Origin of the sequence: Arthrobacter mangrovi (genome assembly GCF_026011795.1) — a bacterium.
In the GTDB taxonomy this organism is placed as follows: Bacteria; Actinomycetota; Actinomycetes; order Actinomycetales; family Micrococcaceae; genus Crystallibacter; species Crystallibacter mangrovi.
The window spans coordinates 80,787-102,816 of the sequence record NZ_BRVS01000005.1 but is presented as its reverse complement, the minus strand read 5'-3'; the positions used below and the strand labels follow the sequence as shown (position 1 = coordinate 102,816).

18 protein-coding genes are annotated in these 22,030 nt (G+C 68.1%); 13 read left to right on the top strand and 5 right to left on the bottom strand.

Annotated elements, in window-relative coordinates; all coding sequences use genetic code 11:
* The first annotated feature begins 150 nt into the window (after positions 1–150).
* Together AHIS1636_RS06480 and rsrA are read left to right on the top strand one after the other, a co-directional pair.
* Positions 151–831, top strand: coding sequence for a sigma-70 family RNA polymerase sigma factor (locus AHIS1636_RS06480; protein WP_264795003.1), 681 nt, complete (start codon positions 151–153; stop codon positions 829–831).
* Positions 828–1,103 (top strand): mycothiol system anti-sigma-R factor, encoded by a 276-nt coding sequence (gene rsrA / locus AHIS1636_RS06475; RefSeq protein ID WP_264795002.1) that lies wholly within the window; start codon positions 828–830, stop codon positions 1,101–1,103. The genes AHIS1636_RS06480 and rsrA overlap by 4 nt, the downstream gene beginning before the upstream one ends.
* Positions 1,104–1,215: 112 nt before the next feature.
* On the opposite strand, the gene AHIS1636_RS20420 is transcribed toward rsrA, so the two are convergent.
* A complete protein-coding gene (locus AHIS1636_RS20420) occupies positions 1,216–1,290 on the bottom strand; it encodes a 50S ribosomal protein bL37 (RefSeq protein ID WP_369299106.1) in 75 nt (24 codons plus the stop codon).
* A 127-nt stretch (positions 1,291–1,417) separates the two neighbouring features.
* On the opposite strand from AHIS1636_RS20420, the gene AHIS1636_RS06470 reads away from it, so the two are divergent.
* Positions 1,418–2,383: a zinc-binding dehydrogenase gene (locus tag AHIS1636_RS06470; RefSeq protein WP_264795001.1), complete on the top strand. Its 966-nt coding sequence runs from the start codon at positions 1,418–1,420 to the stop codon at positions 2,381–2,383.
* Between the two features lie 40 nt (positions 2,384–2,423).
* Here AHIS1636_RS06470 and AHIS1636_RS06465 read toward each other — a convergent pair whose 3' ends face one another.
* Together AHIS1636_RS06465 and AHIS1636_RS06460 are read right to left on the bottom strand one after the other, a co-directional pair.
* Positions 2,424–3,023 (bottom strand): GDSL-type esterase/lipase family protein, encoded by a 600-nt coding sequence (locus tag AHIS1636_RS06465; protein WP_262105380.1) that lies wholly within the window; start codon positions 3,021–3,023, stop codon positions 2,424–2,426.
* Positions 3,024–3,105: 82 nt separating this feature from the next.
* Positions 3,106–6,912, bottom strand: a complete 3,807-nt coding sequence (locus tag AHIS1636_RS06460; RefSeq protein WP_264795000.1) for a multifunctional oxoglutarate decarboxylase/oxoglutarate dehydrogenase thiamine pyrophosphate-binding subunit/dihydrolipoyllysine-residue succinyltransferase subunit — start codon at positions 6,910–6,912, stop codon at positions 3,106–3,108.
* A gap of 307 nt (positions 6,913–7,219) precedes the next feature.
* Between AHIS1636_RS06460 and guaB1 the strand changes: the two genes are divergently transcribed.
* From guaB1 to AHIS1636_RS06430, 6 genes are all read left to right on the top strand, one after another.
* Positions 7,220–8,674 (top strand): GMP reductase, encoded by a 1,455-nt coding sequence (gene guaB1 / locus AHIS1636_RS06455; RefSeq protein WP_264794999.1) that lies wholly within the window; start codon positions 7,220–7,222, stop codon positions 8,672–8,674.
* 242 nt (positions 8,675–8,916) lie between these two features.
* Positions 8,917–10,290 (top strand): hemolysin family protein, encoded by a 1,374-nt coding sequence (locus tag AHIS1636_RS06450; RefSeq protein ID WP_264794998.1) that lies wholly within the window; start codon positions 8,917–8,919, stop codon positions 10,288–10,290.
* Positions 10,287–11,348 (top strand): hemolysin family protein, encoded by a 1,062-nt coding sequence (locus tag AHIS1636_RS06445; protein ID WP_264794997.1) that lies wholly within the window; start codon positions 10,287–10,289, stop codon positions 11,346–11,348. The genes AHIS1636_RS06450 and AHIS1636_RS06445 overlap by 4 nt, the downstream gene beginning before the upstream one ends.
* A gap of 100 nt (positions 11,349–11,448) precedes the next feature.
* Entirely contained in the window at positions 11,449–12,414 is a 966-nt protein-coding gene (locus AHIS1636_RS06440; protein ID WP_264794996.1) for a metal ABC transporter solute-binding protein, Zn/Mn family, read from the top strand.
* A complete protein-coding gene (locus AHIS1636_RS06435) occupies positions 12,401–13,294 on the top strand; it encodes a metal ABC transporter ATP-binding protein (protein ID WP_373875793.1) in 894 nt (297 codons plus the stop codon). The genes AHIS1636_RS06440 and AHIS1636_RS06435 overlap by 14 nt, the downstream gene beginning before the upstream one ends.
* A gap of 2 nt (positions 13,295–13,296) precedes the next feature.
* Positions 13,297–14,187 carry a metal ABC transporter permease gene (locus tag AHIS1636_RS06430; RefSeq protein ID WP_264794995.1) on the top strand — a complete coding sequence of 297 codons (891 nt, stop codon included), beginning with the start codon at positions 13,297–13,299 and terminating at the stop codon, positions 14,185–14,187.
* On the opposite strand, the gene AHIS1636_RS06425 is transcribed toward AHIS1636_RS06430, so the two are convergent.
* Positions 14,174–14,611 (bottom strand): Fur family transcriptional regulator, encoded by a 438-nt coding sequence (locus tag AHIS1636_RS06425; RefSeq protein ID WP_264794994.1) that lies wholly within the window; start codon positions 14,609–14,611, stop codon positions 14,174–14,176. The two genes, AHIS1636_RS06430 and AHIS1636_RS06425, sit on opposite strands and share 14 nt — an antisense overlap.
* A gap of 101 nt (positions 14,612–14,712) precedes the next feature.
* Here AHIS1636_RS06425 and AHIS1636_RS06420 point away from each other — a divergent pair, with 101 nt between their 5' ends.
* From AHIS1636_RS06420 to AHIS1636_RS06405, 4 genes are all read left to right on the top strand, one after another.
* Positions 14,713–15,369, top strand: a complete 657-nt coding sequence (locus tag AHIS1636_RS06420; RefSeq protein WP_264794993.1) for an MBL fold metallo-hydrolase — start codon at positions 14,713–14,715, stop codon at positions 15,367–15,369.
* A 77-nt stretch (positions 15,370–15,446) separates the two neighbouring features.
* Complete coding sequence (locus tag AHIS1636_RS06415; RefSeq protein ID WP_264794992.1) at positions 15,447–16,349, top strand: sulfurtransferase; 903 nt, start codon at positions 15,447–15,449, stop codon at positions 16,347–16,349.
* Between the two features lie 25 nt (positions 16,350–16,374).
* The gene (locus tag AHIS1636_RS06410) at positions 16,375–17,505 is read left to right on the top strand and encodes an NAD(P)-dependent alcohol dehydrogenase (RefSeq protein ID WP_264794991.1); all 1,131 of its coding nucleotides are present in this window, start codon (positions 16,375–16,377) and stop codon (positions 17,503–17,505) included.
* Positions 17,502–17,930 carry an HIT family protein gene (locus AHIS1636_RS06405; RefSeq protein WP_264794990.1) on the top strand — a complete coding sequence of 143 codons (429 nt, stop codon included), beginning with the start codon at positions 17,502–17,504 and terminating at the stop codon, positions 17,928–17,930. Before AHIS1636_RS06410 ends, AHIS1636_RS06405 begins: the two co-directional genes overlap by 4 nt.
* Before the next feature lie 93 nt (positions 17,931–18,023).
* Here AHIS1636_RS06405 and hrpA read toward each other — a convergent pair whose 3' ends face one another.
* Complete coding sequence (gene hrpA, locus AHIS1636_RS06400; RefSeq protein ID WP_264794989.1) at positions 18,024–22,025, bottom strand: ATP-dependent RNA helicase HrpA; 4,002 nt, start codon at positions 22,023–22,025, stop codon at positions 18,024–18,026.
* Positions 22,026–22,030: the final 5 nt, after the last annotated feature.

The window sequence follows — 22,030 nt, the reverse complement described above, 5'->3', positions numbered from 1 at the left end:
GCTCAGTGCGTTGGCCATACTGTGCCCAACAGTGAATGCTCTGAACCAACAGAAGGGATTGCCATGCCCCTGGCGCTCGACCAGCAGCGGGAGCAGTGCAGCCCCGCAACCGGTGCTGCCCGAAAGCCCCTGCGCGTAGACTTGGGGGCGATGACTACTGACAATGCCCAAGAGTCCATCTCCGGGAACGGCGGCGGGACCGCGGGAGAGCCGGAGCAGCCCGAGACGGAGGCTGAACGCGCAGAGCGCTTTGAGCGGGACGCGCTGCAGTATGTCGACCAGCTGTATTCGGCGGCGATGAGGATGGCACGGAACCCCAGCGATGCCGAGGACCTGGTCCAGGAGGCCTACACCAAGGCGTTTGCGGCGTTCCACCAGTACAAGCCGGGCACCAATCTCAAGGCCTGGCTCTACCGGATCCTGACCAACACCTACATCAATCTGTACCGGAAGCGGCAGCGCGAACCGCAGCAGTCCAATACGGACCAGGTTGAGGATTGGCAGATGTACCAGGCCGCCTCGCACACCTCGTCCGGGCTGCGGTCCGCCGAGGCGGAGGCGCTGGACCATCTGCCGGATTCGGATGTGAAGAACGCCCTCCAGGCTATTCCGGAGGAGTTCAGGCTGGCCGTCTACTTCTCTGACGTAGAGGGCTTTGCCTACAAGGAAATATCGGAAATCATGAATACCCCCATCGGTACGGTGATGTCCCGCCTGCATCGCGGGCGGAAGATGCTCCGCGAACTGCTCGCGGACTACGCGCAGGGCCGCGGCCTCGGTGCGGACAAGGCGGCGTCATCGGCGGGTACACAACAGGAGAACAGGAAATGAGCGACTGCCACGGCTTGGGCGACTGCGAAGACGACCGCATGCAGCGGATCTACGAGTATGTCGATGGGGCCCTGTCCCGGGACGACCTCTCCGAGATAAAGGCGCATCTGGAGACCTGCACGGAGTGCTCCCAGGAACATGACCTGGAGTGCCTGATCCGCTCCGTGGTCCGGCGTTCGTGCCAGGAGCACGCGCCGCAGACGCTTAAGGAACGCATCTTGGACCGTATCGGCCACATTAAGGCGGCCGGCTCGGTGCAGGCGGACGTCTGACGCTGCCGCAGGACCGAGCCGGTATGCGAAGAACCCCCAAGCCCTTGTGGCTTGGGGGTTCTTCGCATACCGGGGCGCCTGGCACCGGCGGTGCTCCTAGCGGAGCGCCGCTTTAGGTGTTGGGACGCTTGCCGTGGTTTGCGCCGCCGCGCTTACGGTCACGACGCTTACGTGCACGCTTGCTCATGGCTGCCTCCTTACCTGGACGAAAAGAACCGCCTATCAGTCTCCCATAACTCGGGCACCACACCTAACCGGCGACGGGAACCCGGGGCCCTAGGATGGTGCCAATGCCGGCTTTCAAAGGAGAATCCATGCGCGCGGTGTATGCCAGGTCCCAGTCCGACGGGGATCCGCTATCGGGTCTGGTCGTCGGCGAGCTCCCGCGCCCGCAGGCACCTCAGGGCTGGAAGCGCGTCCGGGTCAGGGCGTCCGCGTTGAACCACCACGATTTGTTTTCGCTGCGCGGGATCGGCCTGCCCGCGGATCGCCTTCCCATGGTCCTCGGCTGCGACGCTGCGGGGATCGACGACGACGGTAATGAAGTCATCGTCCACGCCGTCATCCCCAGCGCGGATTGGTCGGGGGACGAGACGATGGATCCCCGGCGCTCACTGCTCTCCGAGCTATATCCCGGCACCATGGCGGATGAGGTGCTGGTCCCGGCCCGCAACCTGCTGCCGAAGCCGCCCGAACTGGACTTTACCGCGGCGGCCTGCCTCCCGACGTCGTGGTTGACGGCGTACCGGATGCTCTTCACGGTGAACCCCGCGGCCCCCGGCTCCACGGTCCTGGTCCAGGGGTCGGGCGGGGGAGTCGCGTCGGCGCTGATCGCGATGGCTTCTGCGGCCGGCTACCGCGTGTGGGCCACCGGACGTACCGAGGAAAAGCGCGAGCATGCCCGCAGGCAGGGCGCTGCTGCCGTCTTCGAGCCCGGGGCCCGGCTGCCCGAGCGCGTGGACACGGTCTTCGATTCGGTCGGGGAGGCCACCTGGGCGCATTCCCTGAAGTCGCTCCGTCCGGGCGGCGCCGTCGTCACCTGCGGTGCGACGAGCGGACCGAATCCGCCCGCAGACCTGAACCGCGTGTTCTTCCTGCAGCTGCGGGTCCTCGGATCGACAATGGGCACGCGGGAGGAATTCGCGCGGATGCTGCAGTTCCTCGTCGCGACAGGCATTCGCCCGCAGCTGGACAGCGTGCTGCCGCTGGAGCAGGCCCGGGACGGTTTCGCGAAGATGGCCGCCGGCGACGTGGCCGGCAAGATCGTCTTCACGCACTGACCGTGCCGCGGCTGCAGGCCCGGGGGCTTAGGAGGTGCCCCTAGGACGGCTCGGGCAGCTCCAGCCAGTGGTACCAGCCGCGGTGCAGCACCAGCCACGCCATCAGGCCGTAGCCGGCCTGGCCGGGAAGGCCGCCGTTGGCTGCGAGGTCGGTCCGCCACTGTTCGTGGTTGAGCAGCGGCGTGAACGTGTCTACGTAGACATGCTTGCGGCGCGTGGTGACGTCCGCGAAGGCGGCGGAAAGCTCGGCCAGCCGCTGGTTCCGGGCCGCGTCCAGGCCGGGCGGCGGGCCGACCACGAACACCTTGATGCTCAGCTGCGCGGCTCCGTCGAGGATGTTCGCCAGGTTCAGCCGGCTCCGCGCCGTGGTCAGATCCAGGTCCAGGTCACGGTCGGAAAGACCGATGACCAGCCGGTTCTCGTAGCCGTCGTCGAAACGCCGGCCGGCCTCCTGCAGCCACCGGCCGGCGAGCTCTTCGGTGCCTTCGTTCGGCGAGGCCAGCGTGAAGGTCTCCAGCGTCGCGGGGGAGGGATTGGTCCGAGCCAGGGTGCGCCCGAGCCATCCCAGCGCGCGCTGGTCGCCCATACCGGCTAGAAGTTCGTCGCCGACAGCGGCGATCCTGATTCTGCGTTGCTCCACGGGATGCTTTCTGGTTGGTTCGGCCGGCGGCTGCTTAAAAGCAAGAGGGTGGGGTGCCTGGGCACCCCACCCCACATCTTACTTATTTGCGCTCGAAGACCTTCTTGACGAGGACGTCCTGCTCAACAGCGTGGCGCTTGGCCGAGCCGGTCGACGTGGCGGCCGAGGCCGGCCGCGAGACCAGCCGCATGCTGCGGTCCAGCTGCTGCGGCAGGTGCAGCCCCATGAACGGCCACGGTCCCTGGTTGGCCGGCTCGTCCTGTGCCCAGACCACTTCAGCGTTCGGGTACTTCGCAAGCTCCGCCTTGATCTCCTCGACCGGCAGCGGGTAGAGCTGCTCGACCCGGACCAGTGCGGTCTTGGTGTCGGAGCTCTTCTGCCGCGCCGCGAGCAGATCGTAGTAGAGGCGTCCGGAGACCAGCACGACGCGGTCGACGTCCGCCGGGTTCAGGTCCTGGACCTCGGGGATGACCTTGCGGAACGTGCCCTCGGTGAAGTCCTCGACCTTGGACGCCGCCGCCTTCAGGCGCAGCAGCTGCTTGGGGGTGAAGATGATCAGCGGCTTGCGCGGACGGGCGTACGCCTGGCGGCGCAGCAGGTGGAAGTGCGACGCCGGCGTGGTCGGGTTGGCGACGACCATGTTGTCCTCGGCGCACATCTGAAGGAAGCGTTCGATGCGTGCGGAAGAGTGGTCGGGGCCCTGTCCCTCGTAGCCGTGCGGCAGCATCAGCACCAGCGAGGACCGCTGGCCCCACTTCTGCTCGGCGGAGGAGATGAATTCGTCGATGACGGTCTGGGCGCCATTGACGAAGTCGCCGAACTGGGCTTCCCAGAGGACCAGGGCGTCCGGCCGTTCGACCGAGTAGCCGTATTCGAAGCCCATGGCCGCGTATTCGGACAGCAGCGAGTCGTAGATCCAGAGCTTGGCCTGGTCCGGGCTCAGCCGGGTCAGCGGAGTCCACTCGGCGCCGGTCGCGCGGTCGTGGAGGACGGCGTGGCGCTGCACGAAGGTGCCGCGGCGCGAGTCCTGGCCCGCCAGGCGGACCGGGACGCCTTCCAGGAGCAGCGAGCCGAAGGCGGCGATTTCGCCGAAGCCCCAGTCAATGCCGCCCTCGCGGGACATCTGCTCGCGCTTCTCCAGCAGCGCCTTCAGCTTCGGGTGGACCGTGAAGTCCTCCGGAACCTCAAGGTGCGCCTTGCCGATGCGCGCCATGACCTCACCGCTGACGGCGGTGTTGGCCGGGACGTTGGTGGTGTCCTCGGCCTGCTGGGACAGCGGGCGCTCGAGGTCCGAGATCGGCGAGGAGTCCTTGGTGACCACCGGAATCGGCGAGGTCTGGGCGGCGTGGGTTTCCGCGAAGACCCGCTCCAGGCGTTCCTGGTAGTCGCGCAGGGCCTGGTCGGCTTCCTCCTGCGTGATGTCGCCGCGTCCCACCAGCGCTTCGGTGTAGAGCTTGCGCGTGGACCGCTTGGCCTCGATCAGGTTGTACATCATCGGCTGCGTCATCGAAGGGTCGTCGCCCTCGTTGTGGCCGCGGCGGCGGTAGCAGACCAGGTCGATGACGACGTCCTTGTGGAACCGCTCGCGGAAGCGGTAAGCCAGCTGCGCGACGCGGACCACGGCCTCCGGATCATCCCCGTTGACGTGGAAGACCGGAGCCTGGATCATCTTCGCCACGTCGGTGGAGTACACGGAGGACCGCGAGGCGTGCGGCGAGGTGGTGAAGCCGACCTGGTTGTTGACGATCACGTGGACGGTGCCGCCGGTGCGGTAGCCGCGGAGCTGCGAGAGGTTCAGCGTTTCGGCCACAACACCCTGGCCCGCGAAGGCAGCGTCGCCGTGCACCATGATCGGCAGCACGGGGAACGCGCCGTCGCCGCGGTCCAGCCGGTCCTGCTTGGCCCGGACGACGCCCTCGAGGACGGGGTCCACCGCCTCCAGATGGGACGGGTTGGCAGCCAGGTAGACCTTGGTCTCGTTGCCGTTGTCCGAGGTGAACGTGCCTTCGGTGCCGAGGTGGTACTTGACGTCGCCGGAGCCCTGGACGCTGCGCGGGTCCTGGGTTCCCTCGAACTCGCGGAACACCTGGGCGTACGTCTTGCCTGCGATGTTGGTGAGGACGTTCAGGCGGCCGCGGTGCGCCATGCCGATGGCTACCTCGTCCAGTCCGTCGTCGGCGGCGTCGGAGATGACCGCGTCCAGCAGTGGGATGAGCGACTCGCCGCCCTCGAGCGAGAAGCGCTTCTGGCCCACGAATTTGGTCTGCAGGAAGGTTTCGAAGGCTTCCGCGGCGTTGAGCTTGCCCAGGACGCGCAGCTGTTCTTCGCGGCTCGGCTTGGCGTAGGGCCGTTCCAGTTCGTTCTGGAACCATTCGCGTTCCGCCGGATCCTGGATGTGCATGTACTCGATGCCGGTGGTGCGGCAGTAGGCATCGCGCAGGACGCCGAGGATGTCGCGCAGCTTCAGCCTGCTCTTGCCGCCGAAGCCTCCGGTGACCCATTCGCGGTCCAGGTCCCACAGCGTCAGGCCGTAGGTGTTGATGTCCAGGTCCGGGTGCTTGCGCTGGACGTACTCCAGCGGGTTGGTGTCCGCCATGAGGTGGCCGCGCACCCGGTAGGCATGGATCAGCTGCTGGATCCGGGCGATCTTGTTGACCTGCAGCTCGACGTCCACCTGGTTGTCGAGATGCCAGCGCACCGGCTCGTAGGGAATGCGCAGGGCCTCGAAGATCTCGTCGTAGAAGTCCTGGTCGCCGAGCAGCAGGGATTCGACCAGGCGCAGGAACTCGCCCGAGCCTGCACCCTGGATGACACGGTGGTCGTAGGTCGAGGTCAGCGTGATGATCTTGCCGACGCCCTGGGCCGCGATCGTCTTCTCGCTGGCGCCGCGGAACTCCGCCGGGTACTCGAGGGCGCCGACGCCCACGATGGTGGCCTGGCCCTTGGAGAGGCGCGGCACGGAGTGCACGGTGCCGATGCCGCCGGGGTTGGTCAGCGATGCGGTGGTGCCGGCGTAGTCGTCAGCGGTGAGCTTGCCGTTGCGGGCACGCTTCACCAGATCCTCGTATGTGTGCCAGAACTCGGAGAAGTTGAGCGTCTCCGCCTTCTTGATGTTCGGCACGACCAGGAGGCGGGAGCCGTCCGGCTTGGGCATGTCGATCGCGATGCCGAAATTCACGTGGGCAGGCTGCACTGCTACCGGCTTGCCGTCCACCTCGTCGTAGTGGACGTTCTGGCTGGGGAACTGCCCCAGCGCCTTGACCACGGCGTAACCGATCAGGTGGGTGAAGGACACCTTGCCGCCGCGGGCGCGGGCCAGGTTGGAGTTGATGACCAGGCGGTTGTCGATCAGCAGCTTGGCCGGAACGGCGCGGACCGTGGTCGCCGTCGGGACGGAGAGGCTCTGGTCCATGTTGGTGGCGATGGCCTTGGCCGGCCCGCGCAGCACGGAAACCGTGTCTTCCTCGGAAACGGCGCTGGGCGCGGACTTAGGAAGCTGCGCGGGGATCGGGGCGGTCTTCGGGGCGGCGGCCGGTTTCGGGGCGGCGGCCGGTTCGGCCTTGTCCTTGGAAGTGTTGGGGGCCGGCTTCGAGTCGGCGGGGATGTGCTTGGCCGCGCCGCGTTCCGAGGTTGCCTTTCCTGCAGGCGGCTGCGCACCGTTGGCGGGCTTGACCACCGGCAGCTCCGCGGTCGCCGTGCTCGGCCCGGCCTGCTTGCGCTGCGGGGCGTTGCCGTTCTCCGGCGTTGCCGCGCCGGCATTCTCGAAGATGCTCCACCATTTCTTGTCCACGGAATTCTTATCCTGGAGGTACTGCTCGTAGATCTCGTCGACGAGCCATTCGTTACCGCCGAATTCCTCGGGTAGACGAAGCTTGGGATGCTCTGGCACTTGTTATACGCCTCTTCCGTGTATTGCCGCTTGCCCTCAGACCGCACACGCCGCACCGGAAAGCCTTGCGGAGCTTCTGCGCCGGGCGCGCGGGCACGTACTGACGCACCTGGTCTGGACCTCCTGCCAGTCTAATGACAGATTCGATGTGCAGGCCAATCTTGCGGGAAGTTTCAACAAGGGTGTCCCGGCCATGCGGCGGCGCGGCCGGACAGGCCTGCAGGAAGCGGCCGCATCGCGGATCGAAACGCGTTCGGCATAGACTCTTCGGTGGCATCCGCCGGACGACCCGACCCCAGGAGTGGGCATGCAGTTCATCAACCAGCCGCTGACCGATCTGACGTATTCGGACGTTTTCCTGATTCCGTCCAAATCCGACGTCGTGTCCCGGCTCGACGTGGATCTGTCCTCCGGTGACGGGACCGGCAGCACCATTCCGATCGTGGTCGCCAACATGACCGCCGTGACGGGCCGGCGGATGGCCGAGACCATCGCGCGCCGCGGCGGACTGGCGGTCCTGCCGCAGGACGTGCCGCTGGAGGTCCTGGCGGAGGTCGCCTCATGGGTGAAATCCCGCCACACCCTCTTCGAGACACCGCTGAAGCTGCTGCCGGGCAACACGGTCATCGACGCCATCCACCTCATGAACAAGCGCGCGCACCGTGCGGTCGCCGTCGTGAGCGAGCAGGGGCTGTGCCAGGGAGTCGTCCGCGCCGAGGACTGCGAGGGCGTGGACCGGTTCGCCTCGCTGGAGTCCGTGATGCGCGAGCATCCGCTGACGCTGCGGGCCTCGATGTTCGAGGGCGACCTCCAGTCGGCGCTGCGCAAGGCTTTCGAGATGTTCGACACCGCCGGAACCGCCTTCGCCCCCGTGGTGGACGACGTCGGTGCGCTGCGCGGAGCGCTGACCCGTACCGGGGTGCTCCGTTCCACGATCTACCAGCCCGCACTGGACGGAGACGGGAAGCTGAGGGTGGCTGCCGCCGTCGGAATCAACGGCGACGTCGCCAAGAAGGCGGCGGCGCTGCTTGAGGCCGGAGTGGACGTCCTGGTCGTCGACACCGCCCACGGACACCAGGCCAAGATGCTCGATGCCCTTCGCGCGGTGCGCAGCCTGGATCCGCAGGTGCCCGTGGTCGCAGGCAACGTGGTCAGCGCCCAGGGGGTGCGCGACCTCGTGGAGGCGGGTGCGGATATCGTCAAGGTCGGGGTCGGTCCGGGCGCCATGTGCACGACCCGGATGATGACCGCCGTGGGACGGCCGCAGTTCTCGGCCGTGCAGGAGTGCTCCGAGGCCGCCCGCGAACTGGGCGCGCATGTGTGGGCCGACGGCGGCGTCCGCTATCCGCGCGACGTGGCCCTGGCGCTGGCGGCAGGAGCGAGCCAGGTCATGATCGGTTCGTGGTTCGCCGGAACCCACGAGAGCCCCGGGGACCTGCTCACCGACAACGAGGGCCGGCTCTACAAGGAAAGCTTCGGCATGGCCTCGGCGCGGGCCGTGCAGAACCGGACCAGGCACGAAGAGGTGTTCGACCGGGCGCGCAAGGCGCTGTTCGAGGAGGGCATTTCGACGTCGCGCATGTACCTGGACCCGCTTCGGCCGGGGGTCGAGGACCTGCTGGACGGCATCACGTCCGGCCTGCGGAGCTCCATGACCTACGCGGGAGCGGTGACACTGCCGGAATTCCGCGAGAAGGCCGTGGTCGGCGTGCAGTCCGCGGCGGGATATGAGGAGGGACGGCCGGTTCAGCAGAGCTGGTAGCCCTGCTAGTCTAGAAAAACGATGGACAGCTATTCTAGATGCCGGTCCGTGGGTTCTGCCAATGCCAAGTCCTGGCACCGGACAGTCCCGCCCAGCACCGGCTGCCCCCGCTCCCGTACCTCCCATTGCCTCCCCGCTGCCTCCGCAGCCGGACAGGAGCCCTCTAGTCCGGGCTCTGATGACCGGCCTCCGGGGGCCCTTCCCGGGAACCATCGGCACGCCCTCCCGGGGGCGGTGCGCTGATGGAATGGATCCAAATCATTGCAGGGCTGCTGCTGATCCTCGGCACCGGCTTCTTCGTGGCCGTCGAATTCGCCCTGGTTGCGCTTGACCAGCCGGCGGTGCAGCGCGCCGTCGACCGCGGCGAAAAGGGCGCCGTGCCGCTGATGAAGTGCCTGAAGTCCCTGTCGACCCAGCTTTCCAGCTGCCAGCTGGGCATCACTTTGACCACGCTGCTGACCGGTTTCCTGCTTGAGCCGGCCATCAGCTCCCTGCTGCGCGCCCCGCTGGCGGCCCTCTCGCTGCCGGACGCGGTGGTCCGGCCGCTCGGCGCGGTGATCGCGATGACCGTCGCCACGCTGCTCTCCATGCTGATCGGCGAGCTGGTTCCCAAGAACGCCTCGATTGCCCTGCCGATGGTCATCGGCAAGGCCGTGGCGCGGCCGCAGCTGGTCTTCACCGCCGTCTTCAAACCGGCGATCGTTCTGCTCAACGGCTTCTCCAACAAGGTCCTGCACCTCTTCGGACTGGAAGCGAAAGAGGAGCTGTCCGGTGCGCGCACGCCGTCGGAACTGGCATCGCTGGTGCGCCGCTCCGCGGAGATGGGCACGCTCGACGCCGGGACCGCCAACTTCCTCTCCCGGACGCTGGTCTTCTCCGGCCGGACGGCGGCGGACGTGATGACTCCCCGTATCCGGGTGGAGTTCATCCAGGCGGACGACTCCGTCGAGGACCTGGTGGCCGCCGCGCGGCGCACCGGCTTCTCCCGGTTCCCGATCCTAGGCGACTCGCCGGATGACGTCCGCGGCGTGGCCCACATTAAGAAGGCGATTGCGGTGCCGCGGCAGAAGCGGCAGGAACTGGACGCCGCGACGATCATGACCGAGGTGCTGCGCGTTCCCGAGACGGTCCACCTGGACTCCCTGCTCTCCGAGCTGCGGGCCTCCCACCTGCAGTTCGCCGTGGTGCTGGACGAATACGGCGGCACTGCGGGCGTCGTCACGCTTGAAGACCTCGTGGAGGAAATCGTCGGCGAGGTCTCGGACGAACATGACCGGGTCAAGCCCGGCGTGCTGCAGAGCGCGCAGGGGGACTGGTATTTCCCCGGCCTGATGCGTCCGGACGAAGTCACGGAACAGATTCCGCTGCTCAGCGTTCCCGATGAGGCCGGCTACGAGACGGTGGGCGGCTACATCATGAGCGAGCTTGGCCGGATTGCCGTCGTCGGCGACCGCGTCCCGGTCTCCGGCGGCGAGCTGGAGGTCGAACGGATGGACGGGCGGCGGATCGACCGCGTCCGTTTCGTGCCGGAGGCAGCCGCGTCGCCGGCGGCGCACACCGTTCCGCACCGTCCGGCAACGCCGGGCAACGCCGTAGCCGAAGGGGGCCTGCGATGAGCACGGGCATGGGCATTGTGTGGCTGGTGCTGCTGCTGATCGGCAACGCCTTCTTCGTCGGCGCCGAGTTTGCCGTCATGTCGGCCCGGCGCAGCCAGATCGAACCGCTGGCCGAGGCCGGGTCCAAGCGCGCCAAGACCACGCTGTGGGCGATGGAAAACGTCTCGCTGATGCTGGCCTGCGCGCAGCTCGGCATCACGGTCTGCTCCCTGCTGATCCTGAACGTCGCCGAACCTGCGATCAAGGAGTTGCTGCTGCTGCCCCTCGAGGCCTGGCTCGGCATCCCGCACGAGGTCTCCTACGGAATTTCGTTCGTGATCGCACTGCTGCTGGTGACCTTCCTGCACGTGACCTTCGGCGAGATGGTGCCGAAGAACATCTCGGTGTCTGTGGCGGACAAGGCGGCCCTGGTGCTGGCTCCGCCGCTGGTCTTCGTCTCCCGGATCGTCAAGCCGGTGATCGCCACCCTGAACTGGAGCGCCAACCACATCCTGCGGGCGATGCGGATCGAGCCCAAGGACGAGGTGTCCTCGACCTTCACGCTGGAGGAGGTCCAGTCCATCGTGCAGGAGTCCACCCGGCACGGCCTGGTGGAGGACGATGCGGGGCTGATTTCCAGCTCGCTGGAGTTCTCCGGCCAGACGGCGGAAAGCACCATGGTTCCGCTGAAGGACCTGGTGACCATCGGCGTCGACACCACACCCGCGGAATTCGAGCGCGTAGTGGGGCGGACCGGGTTCTCCCGCTTCGCCGTCGCGGACTCCGAGGACAACCTCACGGGCTACCTGCACCTCAAGGACGTCATGACGATCCCCGAGGAACGCTACGAGTCCACCATTCCGCTGACGAAGGTGCGCACGCTGGCAAACCTTGCCGTGGACGAGGAGATCGAGGACGCCCTGGCCGTCATGCAGCGGACGGGGTCGCACCTGGCCCGCGTCATCGGCCCGGACGGGACGACGCGCGGTGTGCTGTTCCTCGAGGACGTGATCGAGGAGCTGGTCGGCGAGATCCGCGACACCACGCAGAACCACGGAGCGCGCCGGGCCGGTTCCTGACCTGCAGGCGGGGGTGGCACGTAATGCGAACGGTTCGCGTTAGGGGTAGACTGGACCAGGTTTACTTCCCGCTTCCGCATACTCCAGTGAGGTTTCTTCCATGCGCCGTCTGTCCCTCGCCGCCATTGCCGCCGCCGCCGCGGCCGGACTTCTCCTGTCCGGCTGCGGTTCGGCGGAACCTGGCGCCAACGACGGCGGCGGGGGATTGGTGGAGGTCGTCGCCTCCACCAACGTGTACGGCGACCTGGCCAAGACGATCGGCGGGGAGCGCGTCGAAGTGACCTCCATCATCGACCGGATGTCGCAGGATCCGCATTCATACGAGGCGACGGCGCGGGACAAGCTGGCGATTTCTGGGGCCGACCTGCTGGTGGAGAACGGCGGCGGCTATGACGCCTTCATGCACCAGCTGGCGGACGACACGGGCAAGGACCACGACTTCATCATCACGGCGGCCGGGCTGTCCAAGGTGGAAGGCGCACCCGAGGCCGGGGAACATGCCGACGAGCCGGCCGACGGTCACGAAGGGCACAACCACGGCGAGTTCAACGAACACGTCTGGTACGACCTGCCGACTGCCAGCGCCGTCGCCGACAGGATCGCCGACAGGCTCGGAGCTTTGGACCCGGAGCACGCCGCCGAATTCAACGCCAACGCCGAAGCGTTCCAGAAGCGCGTCGACGCGCTGCAGGGCCAGCTCGACGAGGTGGCCGCCGAGGTCTCCGGCGGGGCAGTGGCCGCCGCGGATCCGGTGCCGCTGCACCTGTTGGACGCGGCGGGCCTGAAAAACCGGACACCGGAGGACTTCATCGAGGCCGTCGAGGAGGGCACTGACGCGCCGCCGACCGCGCTGCGTGCGACTATGGACCTGCTCAAGCCCGGCGCGGTGGAATTCCTGGCCTACAACGAGCAGACCGAGTCGAGCCAGACGCAGCAGCTGCGGAAGGCGGCGGAGCAGGCCGGGATTCCCGTCGTCGTCTTTACCGAAACACTCCCGGAGGGCGAGGACTACCTGACCTGGATGGCGGCCAATATCAAGAGCATCGAAGACAATGTCCGAGGCTGAGCCCGAGCAGGCGGCCACAACAGCGGCCGCCGCAGTCGCAGGCACCTCCGCAGGCGCGGCGGCGGTAACCGCGCGCGCCGCGGCCATCGAGCTGCGCCGCGCCGGCCTTTCCTATGGTGACCGTGTCCTGTGGGAGAACCTCGACCTCAGTGTGGCTCCGGGGGAGTTCCTGGCCGTCCTCGGACCCAACGGCTCGGGCAAGACCAGCCTCTTGCGCGTGCTGCTCGGCCTGCAGCCGCTGACCACGGGGACGGCCCTGATCGCCGGGCAACGGGTCAGGACCGGCAGCCGCCACATAGGCTACATCCCGCAGCAAAAGGCCTTCCGTGCGGGCAGCCCGCTGCGGGCGCGCGACCTCGTGGGCCTGGGGTTGGACGGGCACCGCTGGGGGATCCGGCTCAGGGGCCGCGCCTTCCGGCAGCGGGTCGACGAACTGCTCGAGGTGGTCGGCGCGTCGGCATACGCGGACGTGCCGGTAGGCATGCTTTCCGGCGGTGAACAGCAGCGGCTCCGGGCGGCGCAGGCGCTGGCCACGGATCCCCAGGTGCTCCTTTGCGACGAGCCGCTGCTGTCGCTGGACCTGCACCACCAGCAGGCCGTGAGCGCCCTGATCGACGGGCAGCGCCGCCGCAGCGGCACGGCGGTTGTATTCGTCACGCACGAGATCAATCCGATCATCGATTATGTCGACCGCGTGCTCTACCTGGCCGGCGGACAGTTCCGCGTCGGCACCCCGGAGGAAGTCATGACGACCGAGGTCCTCTCCGACATGTACGGCACGCGGGTGCGGGTGATCCGGAACGAGGGACGGCTGGTGGTCGTCGGCCTGCCCGACGCGACGACGCACGAGCACGGGCAGCACGAAGGCGACGAGGACTGAACATGGACCCGAACGACATCTTCCCGGCCATCTTCAACTTCGAGGACTACGGGCAGCTGCTGCCGCTGGTGACGAACTCGCTCATCGCCGGGGCCGCGCTCGGCCTGGTCGGCGGACTGATCGGCACCTTCGTCATGCTGCGCGACCTCGCTTTCGCGGTCCACGGGATCGCGGAGCTGTCCTTCGCCGGTGCTGCGTTCGCGCTGCTGGTGGGGGCCAACGTCATCTTCGGTTCGCTGGCCGGCTCGGTGATCGCCGCCGTCATCCTGGGGTTCATGGGCAAGCGCGCGCGGGACCGCAACTCCAGTATCGGCGTGATCATGCCCTTCGGGCTGGGCCTGGGCATCCTGTTCCTGTCCCTCTACGAGGGCCGCTCAGCGAACAAGTTCGGGCTGCTCACCGGCCAGATCGTCTCCGTGGATACGGTCCAGGTGAACCTGATGCTCATTTGCTCCGCCGTCGTCATCGCGGCGCTGCTGGCCATCTGGCGGCCGCTGACCTTCGCCAGTGCGGACCCCGAGCTTGCGGTGGCGCGCGGAGTTCCCGCGGGCAAGCTGTCGGTGGTGTTCATGGTCCTGCTCGGGCTGGCCGTGGCGCTTTCCATCCAGATCGTCGGCGCGCTGCTGGTGCTCGCATTGGTGATCACTCCGGCCGCCGCGGCCATGCGGGTGACGGCTTCGCCGCGGCTGGTGGTCCTGCTCAGCGTGCTGTTCGCCACCGGTTCCGTGCTGGGCGGGATCCTGCTGGCGCTGGGCGGCAGGATCCCGATCAGCCCCTACGTGACCACGATTTCCTTCCTGATCTACGTGGCGTGCCGGATCATCGGCAGCCGTCGAACAGGCTACGGACGGACCGGCGGGCAGGCCGCACGGAACGCCGTTACTGCGTCCTAGCGCTGCAGTCCGGGCACAGACCGTACATCTCCACGGTATGCGCCACCTGGGTGTAGCCATGTTCCTCGGCGACCCGTGCGGCCCACCGCTCCACCGCCGGCGCCTCGATCTCCACGGCCTTGCCGCACTCGCGGCAGAGCAGGTGGTGGTGATGGTGCTCGGCGGCGCAGCGGCGGTAGACCGCCTCGTTGTCGTCCTTGCGCAGCACGTCCACGAGACCGTCGTCGGCCATGGACTGCAGAATGCGGTAGGTCGTCGCGAGCGAGACGGATTCGCCGCGCTCCTGGAGCAGCCGGTGCAGTTCCTGGGTGCTGACGAAATCGTCCAGATTGTCCAGCGCCTGGCCGACAGCCAGCCGCTGCCTGGTCACCCGCTGCTCTGAACCGCGGCGGCGCGAGGTGGGTTCGGCGGATGGGGATGGCATGGGCGGGTAAGTCTCCTTGGCGGGCACGTTCGAAGGCCTGGACCTTGCCATCCAGCCTATCAGCCGGTTGCCGCCCGACTTCAGCTGGGTAGGCTTGGAGCATGCTGCTCACCAAGTACACCCACGCTTGCGTCCGGCTCGAAAAGGACGGCCGCGCCCTGGTCATCGATCCAGGCGGTTTCTCCGAACTCGAGGTGGCGCTCAGGGATGCGGCGGCCGTGCTGATCACCCACGAGCACGATGACCACGTGGACCGCGAGCGGCTCCCCGGCATCCTCTCCGCCAGCGACACCATCCAGGTCTATGCGCCGGAGGGCGTGGCCGAAGAACTCCGCGAGCTCGTCCCCGAGGCCGCCGGGCGCATCCACGCCGCGGCGCCGCAGACCCGCTTCTCTGTCGCGGGCTTCGACATCCGCACCTACGGCGGCCAGCATGCCCTCATCCACGCCCACATTCCCGTGGTGGACAACATCGGCTACCTCATCGATGACGAGGTCTACCATCCGGGCGACGCCCTGATCGTGCCGCACCGCCAGCCGGTGCCCGTCCTGCTGGTGCCGGTCCACGGCCCCTGGTCCAAGACCGCCGAGGTCATCGACTTCCTCACGTCCGTGCGGCCGGCCCGCGCCTACCCCATCCACGACGGCCTGCTCAACAGCAACGGCCAGGGAATCGTGGAAAAGCACCTGGTCCGGTTCGGCGAACAGTACGGCACCCGTTACGAACACCTGGAGCCGGGCCAAAGCGTCACGGTGTGAGCAGGCACTGCAGCCCGACCCGGGCTGCAGTACGAACGCCGGCAAGGGAGCCGGCCGCTGAGTCAGAAGGAGATCCCATGAAGACTCTGATGGACGTACCGACGTTGCGGGACCGGATGACCTCCGGGGCACGCACCGTGGTACTCGATGTGCGCTGGGCCCTGGGAGACCGGGACGGGCACAAGCATTACCTCGAAGGGCACCTTCCCGGTGCCGTCTTCGTGGACCTCGAGACCGGCCTGGCAGCACCCGGCGGCCAAGGCCTCGGCCGCCATCCGCTGCCCGTGGCGGCGGCTTTCGAGGAATCGGCGCGTGAATGGGGCATCAACCGGGACGACACGGTGGTGGTCTATGACGACGCCGGGGGACAGTCGGCCGCGCGGCTGTGGTGGCTGCTGCGCGATGGGGGATTCGAGCGGGTCTTCCTGCTCGACGGCGGCCTCGCGGCCTGGCGGCAGGAGGGCCTCGGACTGGAGCGGGGCGAGGAGCTGCCCTGCCTGGGCAATGTGCAGCTGCAGCCGGGGAACATGCCGGTGCTGCTCCTCGACGACGTGGCGGGGTTCGCGGCGGACGGCGTGCTGCTGGACGCCCGCGCGGGCGAACGCTACCGCGGCGAGAACGAACCCGTCGATCCTCGGGCCGGCCACATCCCCGGCGCCCTCAGCGCGCCGACCGCCGAGAACCTGGATAACGACGGACGCTTCCTTCCCGCAGACCGGCTGGCAGCGAGGTTCCGCAGCATCGGCGTGCAGGCCGGGAAGCCGGTCGCCGTCTACTGCGGCTCCGGCATCAGCGCCGCCCACGAGATCGCGGCCCTGGCCGAGGCCGGGATCACCGCCGCGCTGTTCCCGGGTTCCTGGTCCCAGTGGTCGCAGCTGGGCCTGCCGGCGGCCACGGGCGGCGAGCCTCACGGTGCGTCAGCCGGAACGCCTGCCCCGGGCGAAACGCGGTCACACGCCGATTCGAAACTGGCAGGCTGAGCGTGCCAGCCGGTAGCGTCGCACTATGACTCTCGGCCGCCCCGCACCGCCCCCTTTGGGCAAACCCCTGTCCGACCCGGCCGCCGGCCGCGGGGGCCCGACCGTCGCGGCCTACGGGGCCACGTCGGCGGACTCGGGTCTCGTGCCGTTGAAGATCGGGCGCCGGGAACCGGGACCGCACGACGTCCAGATCAGCATCGCCTACTGCGGCCTCTGCCACTCGGACGTCCATTCCACCCGGGGCGAGTGGCGGCCGCAGCGCTATCCGCTGGTGCCCGGGCACGAGATCGTCGGCCGGGTCACTGCCATCGGCGCTGATGTCACGCTTTTCGGACCGGGAGACCTCGTCGGGGTTGGCTGCATGGTGGATTCCTGCCGCAGCTGCGCCAGCTGCGAAGAGGGTCTGGAGCAGTACTGCGAAGAGGGCTCGGTCGGCACCTACGGCGCCGCGGACCGCCGGCACGCCGGGGAAACGACCCAGGGCGGCTACGCGACATCGATCGTCGTTGACGAGAACTTCTGCCTGCGGATGCCGGCGAACCTTGATCCCGCGGCGGCCGCCCCGCTGCTGTGCGCGGGCATCACGACCTATTCGCCGATGCGCTATTTCGGAGTCCAGCCCGGCGACCGCGTCGGCGTCGTCGGATTGGGCGGGCTGGGCCACATGGCCGTCAAGCTCGCGAAGGCCATGGGCGCAGGCGTCACCGTCTTCACGGCGTCGCCGGAAAAGGCCGAGGCGGCGATGCTGCTCGGCGCCGACTCCGTCGTCGTGTCCGGCGATGCGGCGGCCATGGCCGAGGCCGCCGAGTCGGTCGACCTGGTCATCGATACCGTTGCGGCCAGCCATGACCTGGTGCCCTACCTGCGCACCCTCCGGCGGGACGGTGCCCTGATCCAGCTAGGGGTTCCCGGCGAGGACATGCCGCCGATCCCGGTCGGGGTCCTGATGCGCCGGCGCATCGCCTACGCGAGCTCGCTCATCGGCGGAATTTCCGAGACCCAGGAACTGCTCGACTTCTGCGCGGAGCACGAGATTACCGCCGACGTCGAGCTGGTGGCGGCCCCGCAGCTGAACCAGGCCTTCGACCGCATGGTCGCCGGAGACGTCAAGTACCGCTTCGTCCTGGACATCGAATCACTGAAGGAGAATGCATGAGCACGCTGTTCACCAAGATCATCAACGGCGACATTCCCGGGAAGTTTGTCTGGAAGGACGACGACGTCGTGGCCTTCCTCAGCATCGGTCCGCTGGCGGACGGCCATACCCTGGTGGTGCCCCGGCAGGAGGTGGACCGCTGGACCGACGCGCCGGCGGAGCTGTGGCGGAAGGTGACCGACGTTGCCCGGACCATCGGCAAGGTGCAGGTCGACACCTTCGAAGTGCCGCGCGCCGGCATGATCATCGCCGGCTTCGAAGTCGACCATCTGCACCTGCACGTCTGGCCGGCCAGCTCGGAAGCGGAGTTCGACTTCAAGAAGGCGGAGCACAACCCGGATCCCGAGCGGCTGGAAGCGAACGCCCGGAAGCTGCGCGAGGGTCTCCGGTCTGCCGGGTACGGCGAATTCGTTCCGGCCGAATAGCCGGCCCCGTGGCTGCGCCCTCCGGGCGGAGCCAACCGGCCGCCTGCCGGGTCGGGCGGGCAGCCAAGGTGGCCGGCTGACCGCCCGCGAGGCTCAGCGGCTGAGTGCCTCGTTCAGGGCGGTGCGGATCCGCTTCTCGGACACCGTGTAGGCCGTGCCCAGTTCCTGGGCGAAGAAACTGACGCGCAGCTCCTCGATCATCCAGCGAACCTTCCGCAGCCCTTCGGGTGTCCGTGCCCCGGGACGCAAGGCGGCCACGGCGTCGTCGTAATCGTCTTCCAGCTTCTGGACCGTGGCCATCTGGGCGGCGTCCCGGGCGACGATGGACGGAAGCTTGTCGAGCCGGCGCTCGATCGCGGCCAGGTACCGCGGCAGCTGGCTGAGCTGGGCGTACCCGGTCCGGGCCACGAAGCCGGGGTAGACCAGCTGCTCCAGCTGGCTCTTGATGTCATTGAAGGCGCTGATCAGGGCCGGGCTGGTGCCCGCCTTGAGCGCCTTCTGGATCCGCCGGGTTGCGGCCAGGACCTTTTCGACGACGGCGGTCACGGTGAACACCGTGTCGATCAGCTCGGCGCGGACCAGTTCGTAGAGGCTGTCGAATTCCCCGCGGGTCCACGGCAGCTGCTGCGGGACGAGCTTGTCGATCGCGGCGAGGGTGCAGTCGTCGATCAGCGTGGTCACCGAGCCGTGCGGGTTCTGGCTGAAGGTGAGCTTCTCCGTGTTGTTCAGATGGTCCAGCACGTAACGCTGCGGGGAGGGGACCTTCAGCGCCAGCAGCCGGATGATGCCCGAGCGCATTGCCGATTCCTGCTCGGCCCGCGTCTGGTAGATCCGCAGGCCGACGGCCTCGCCCTCGTCGACGAACGCGGGGTAGCCGGTGACGGTATGCCCGGCGACCAGGCGCGAGACCTGCTGCGGCAGCACCGACGGCGCGAAGCCCTTGAGCCCGGAGCGCTCCGCCAGCACGTCGCCGTTGGCCAGCGTCATGGCCTCGGCACGGTCTCCGGTTGCCCCGGACAGCCGCGTCTTGGTCCCCGCACCCGCGGCCTGTTCCGCGGCGCGGACGCCGTAGGGGCGGTTCCCGGATTTCGGTGCAGGCTTCACGGTGCCGGGGGTGGCGCCGAGGGAGTCGGCGATGGCGCGGCGGGTGGCCGGTGCAAGCTCCTCTTGCAGCCGGGCGAGGTCCTTGCCCTCGCCCAGGACCTTCCCCCTGGAGTACACGACCCGGAAGGTCATGCGCAGGTGCGGCGGGACGGCCTCGCGGTTCCAGGAATCCGGCGGAATCACGTGCCCCTTGAGCCGGCGCAGCACGAGCTCCAGGGAGGGCTCAAGCTCGTCCCGCTGCGGATCGAAGTCTTCGGCCAGCGCCGCCGCTGCCGCCCGGGCGACATCGGGGGCGGGCACGAAGTTTTTCCGGACCTGCTTCGGCAGGGACTTGATCAGGGCGGTCAGCAGCTCCGCGCGGAGGCCCGGAATCTGCCAGCGGAACGGTGCCTCGGCCAGCTGGTTCAGGAACAGGACCGGCACTTCCACCGTCACGCCGTCGGACGGGTTCGGCGCGGCGCCGGGCGCGACCGGCGAGAACTCGTAGCTCAGCGGCAGCTCGAAGGAACCGTAGTGCCAGTGCCTGGGAAAAGCGGCGGTGTCGAGCTCGTCGGCATCCTGGGTGAGCAGGGCCTCGGGATCGAAGTCCAGCAGGCCCGGGTTTTCCTGGCGGGCCGCCTTCCACCACTTGTCGAAGTGCCGTTCGGAGACGACCCCCTGGCCGATCCGCTGGTCGTAGAACTCGAAAAGCGTCTCATCGTCCACCCGCAGGTCGCGCCGGCGCATGCGCGTCTCGAGTTCCTCGACCTCGGCAAGCAGGGCGCGGTTGCGGTGGAAGAACTTGTGGTGGGTGCGCCAGTCGCCCTCCACCAGCGCGTGCCGGATGAAGAGCTCGCGGCTCAGCTCGGGATCGATCCGGCCGTACTGGATCCGGCGCTGCGGCACGATCGGGACCCCGTACAGCGTGACCTTCTCGTACGCCATGACGGAGCCCTGGCGCTTGGACCAGTGCGGTTCGGAGTAGCTGCGCTTGACCAGCTGCGGGGCGATCTCCTCCGCCCACAACGGGTCGAACCGGGCGGCGACGCGCGCCCAGAGCCGCGACGTCTCCACCAGTTCGGCGGCCATGACCCACTCCGGGGACTTCCTGAACAGGGCCGAACCCGGGAAGATCGCGAACCTCGTACCGCGCGCGCCCGCATATTCGCGCCTACGCTCGTCGTAGAGCCCGATGTGGCTGAGGAGGCCGGCCAGCAGGCTCTGGTGGATCGCGTCGTGGTTGCCGACCGGATCGACCTCCGGGTTGGAGGCGAGCGTGATGCCGAGGGGTTTGGCCAGTTGGCGGAGCTGGACGAACAGGTCCTGCCACTCGCGCACGCGCAGGTAGTTGATGAATTCGTTGCGGCACAGCTTGCGGAACTGGCTGGAGGACAGCTCCTTCTGCTTCTCCTGCAGGTACCGCCAGAGGTTGAGGATGCCGGTGAAGTCCGACTTCTCGTCGACGAACCGCTTGTGCTTTTCGGCCGCCTGCTGTTGCTTGTCGGTAGGGCGTTCCCGCGGGTCCTGGATGGTCAGCGCGGCGGCCAGCACCATGACCTCGCGGACGCAGCCTCGACGGCCGGCCTCCACGATCATCCTGCCGATCTTCGGGTCCACCGGCAGCTGCGCCAGCTGATGTCCGACGGCGGTCAGGCCGCCTCTGCCTCCCGCGGCAGGTTTCGTTCCGGGCGCCTTCCGCCCCGCTGGCTCGGCCAGGGCGCCGAGCTCGCGCAGGAGGGAAACGCCGTCGTTAATGGCCTTGGTCTCCGGGGGCTCGACGAACGGGAAGTCCTCGATGTCCTTGGGGCTGCGCGCCACGCCCATCGCCGTCATCTGCAGGATCACGGCTGCGAGGTTGGTCCGCAGGATTTCCGGGTCGGTGAATTCGCGCCGGGCGGCGAAGTCCTCCTCGGAGTAGAGGCGGATGGCGATGCCGTCGCTGACGCGGCCGCAGCGCCCGGACCGCTGGTTGGCGGAGGCCTGCGAGATGCGTTCGATCGGGAGCCGCTGGACCTTGGTGCGGTGCGAGTAACGCGAGATCCTGGCGGTGCCGGTATCCACGACGTACTTGATGCCCGGAACCGTCAGGGATGTTTCGGCGACGTTCGTGGCGAGCACGATCCTGCGCCTTCCGCCGGGGGAGAAGACCCGGTGCTGCTCGGCCAGCGAGAGCCGGGCGTAGAGGGGAAGAACTTCGGTTCCGGCGAGCCGCGGATTGGCCTGGATACGCCCCGCGAGGGCGTCCGCCGCGTCCCGGATCTCGCGTTCGCCGGAGAAGAAGATCAGGATGTCTCCGGGCGCCTCCCGGGCCAATTCGTCCACCGCGTCGCAGACGGCGTCCAGCGGGTCCCGGTCCTCCTCGAGCTCGGCGGAGTCGTCGTCCGGATCCATGTCTTCGGCCGGCTGGTTCAGGGGCCGGTAGCGGATCTCGACGGGATAGGTGCGGCCGGAAACCTCGATGACGGGAGCCGGACCGGAGTCCGTGCCGAAGTGCTTGGCGAACCGCTCCGGATCGATAGTGGCCGATGTGATGATGACCTTCAGGTCCGGCCGCCGCGGCAGGATGCGCCGCAGGTAGCCGAGGATGAAGTCGATGTTGAGGCTTCGCTCGTGGGCCTCGTCGATGATGATCGTGCTGTATTTCTTCAGCAGCTTGTCGTGCTGGATCTCGGCCAGCAGGATGCCGTCCGTCATCAGCTTGATCTTGGTCTTCGGGCCGGTTTCGCCGGTGAAGCGGACCTGGAAGCCGACCTCCTCGCCGGGCTTGACGTCCAGCTCCTCGGCGATGCGCTCGGCTACGGTGCGTGCGGCGAGCCGGCGCGGCTGCGTGTGCCCGATCAGGCCGCGGTCGCCCAGCCCGAGCTCCAGGCACATTTTCGGAATCTGGGTGGTCTTGCCCGATCCGGTTTCGCCCGCGATGACGACGACCTGGTGGGCTGCTATGGCTGCCATGATTTCGTCCCGCCGTCCGGAAACGGGCAGGGCGGCAGGGTAGGTGATATTCAGTGCCATGATCG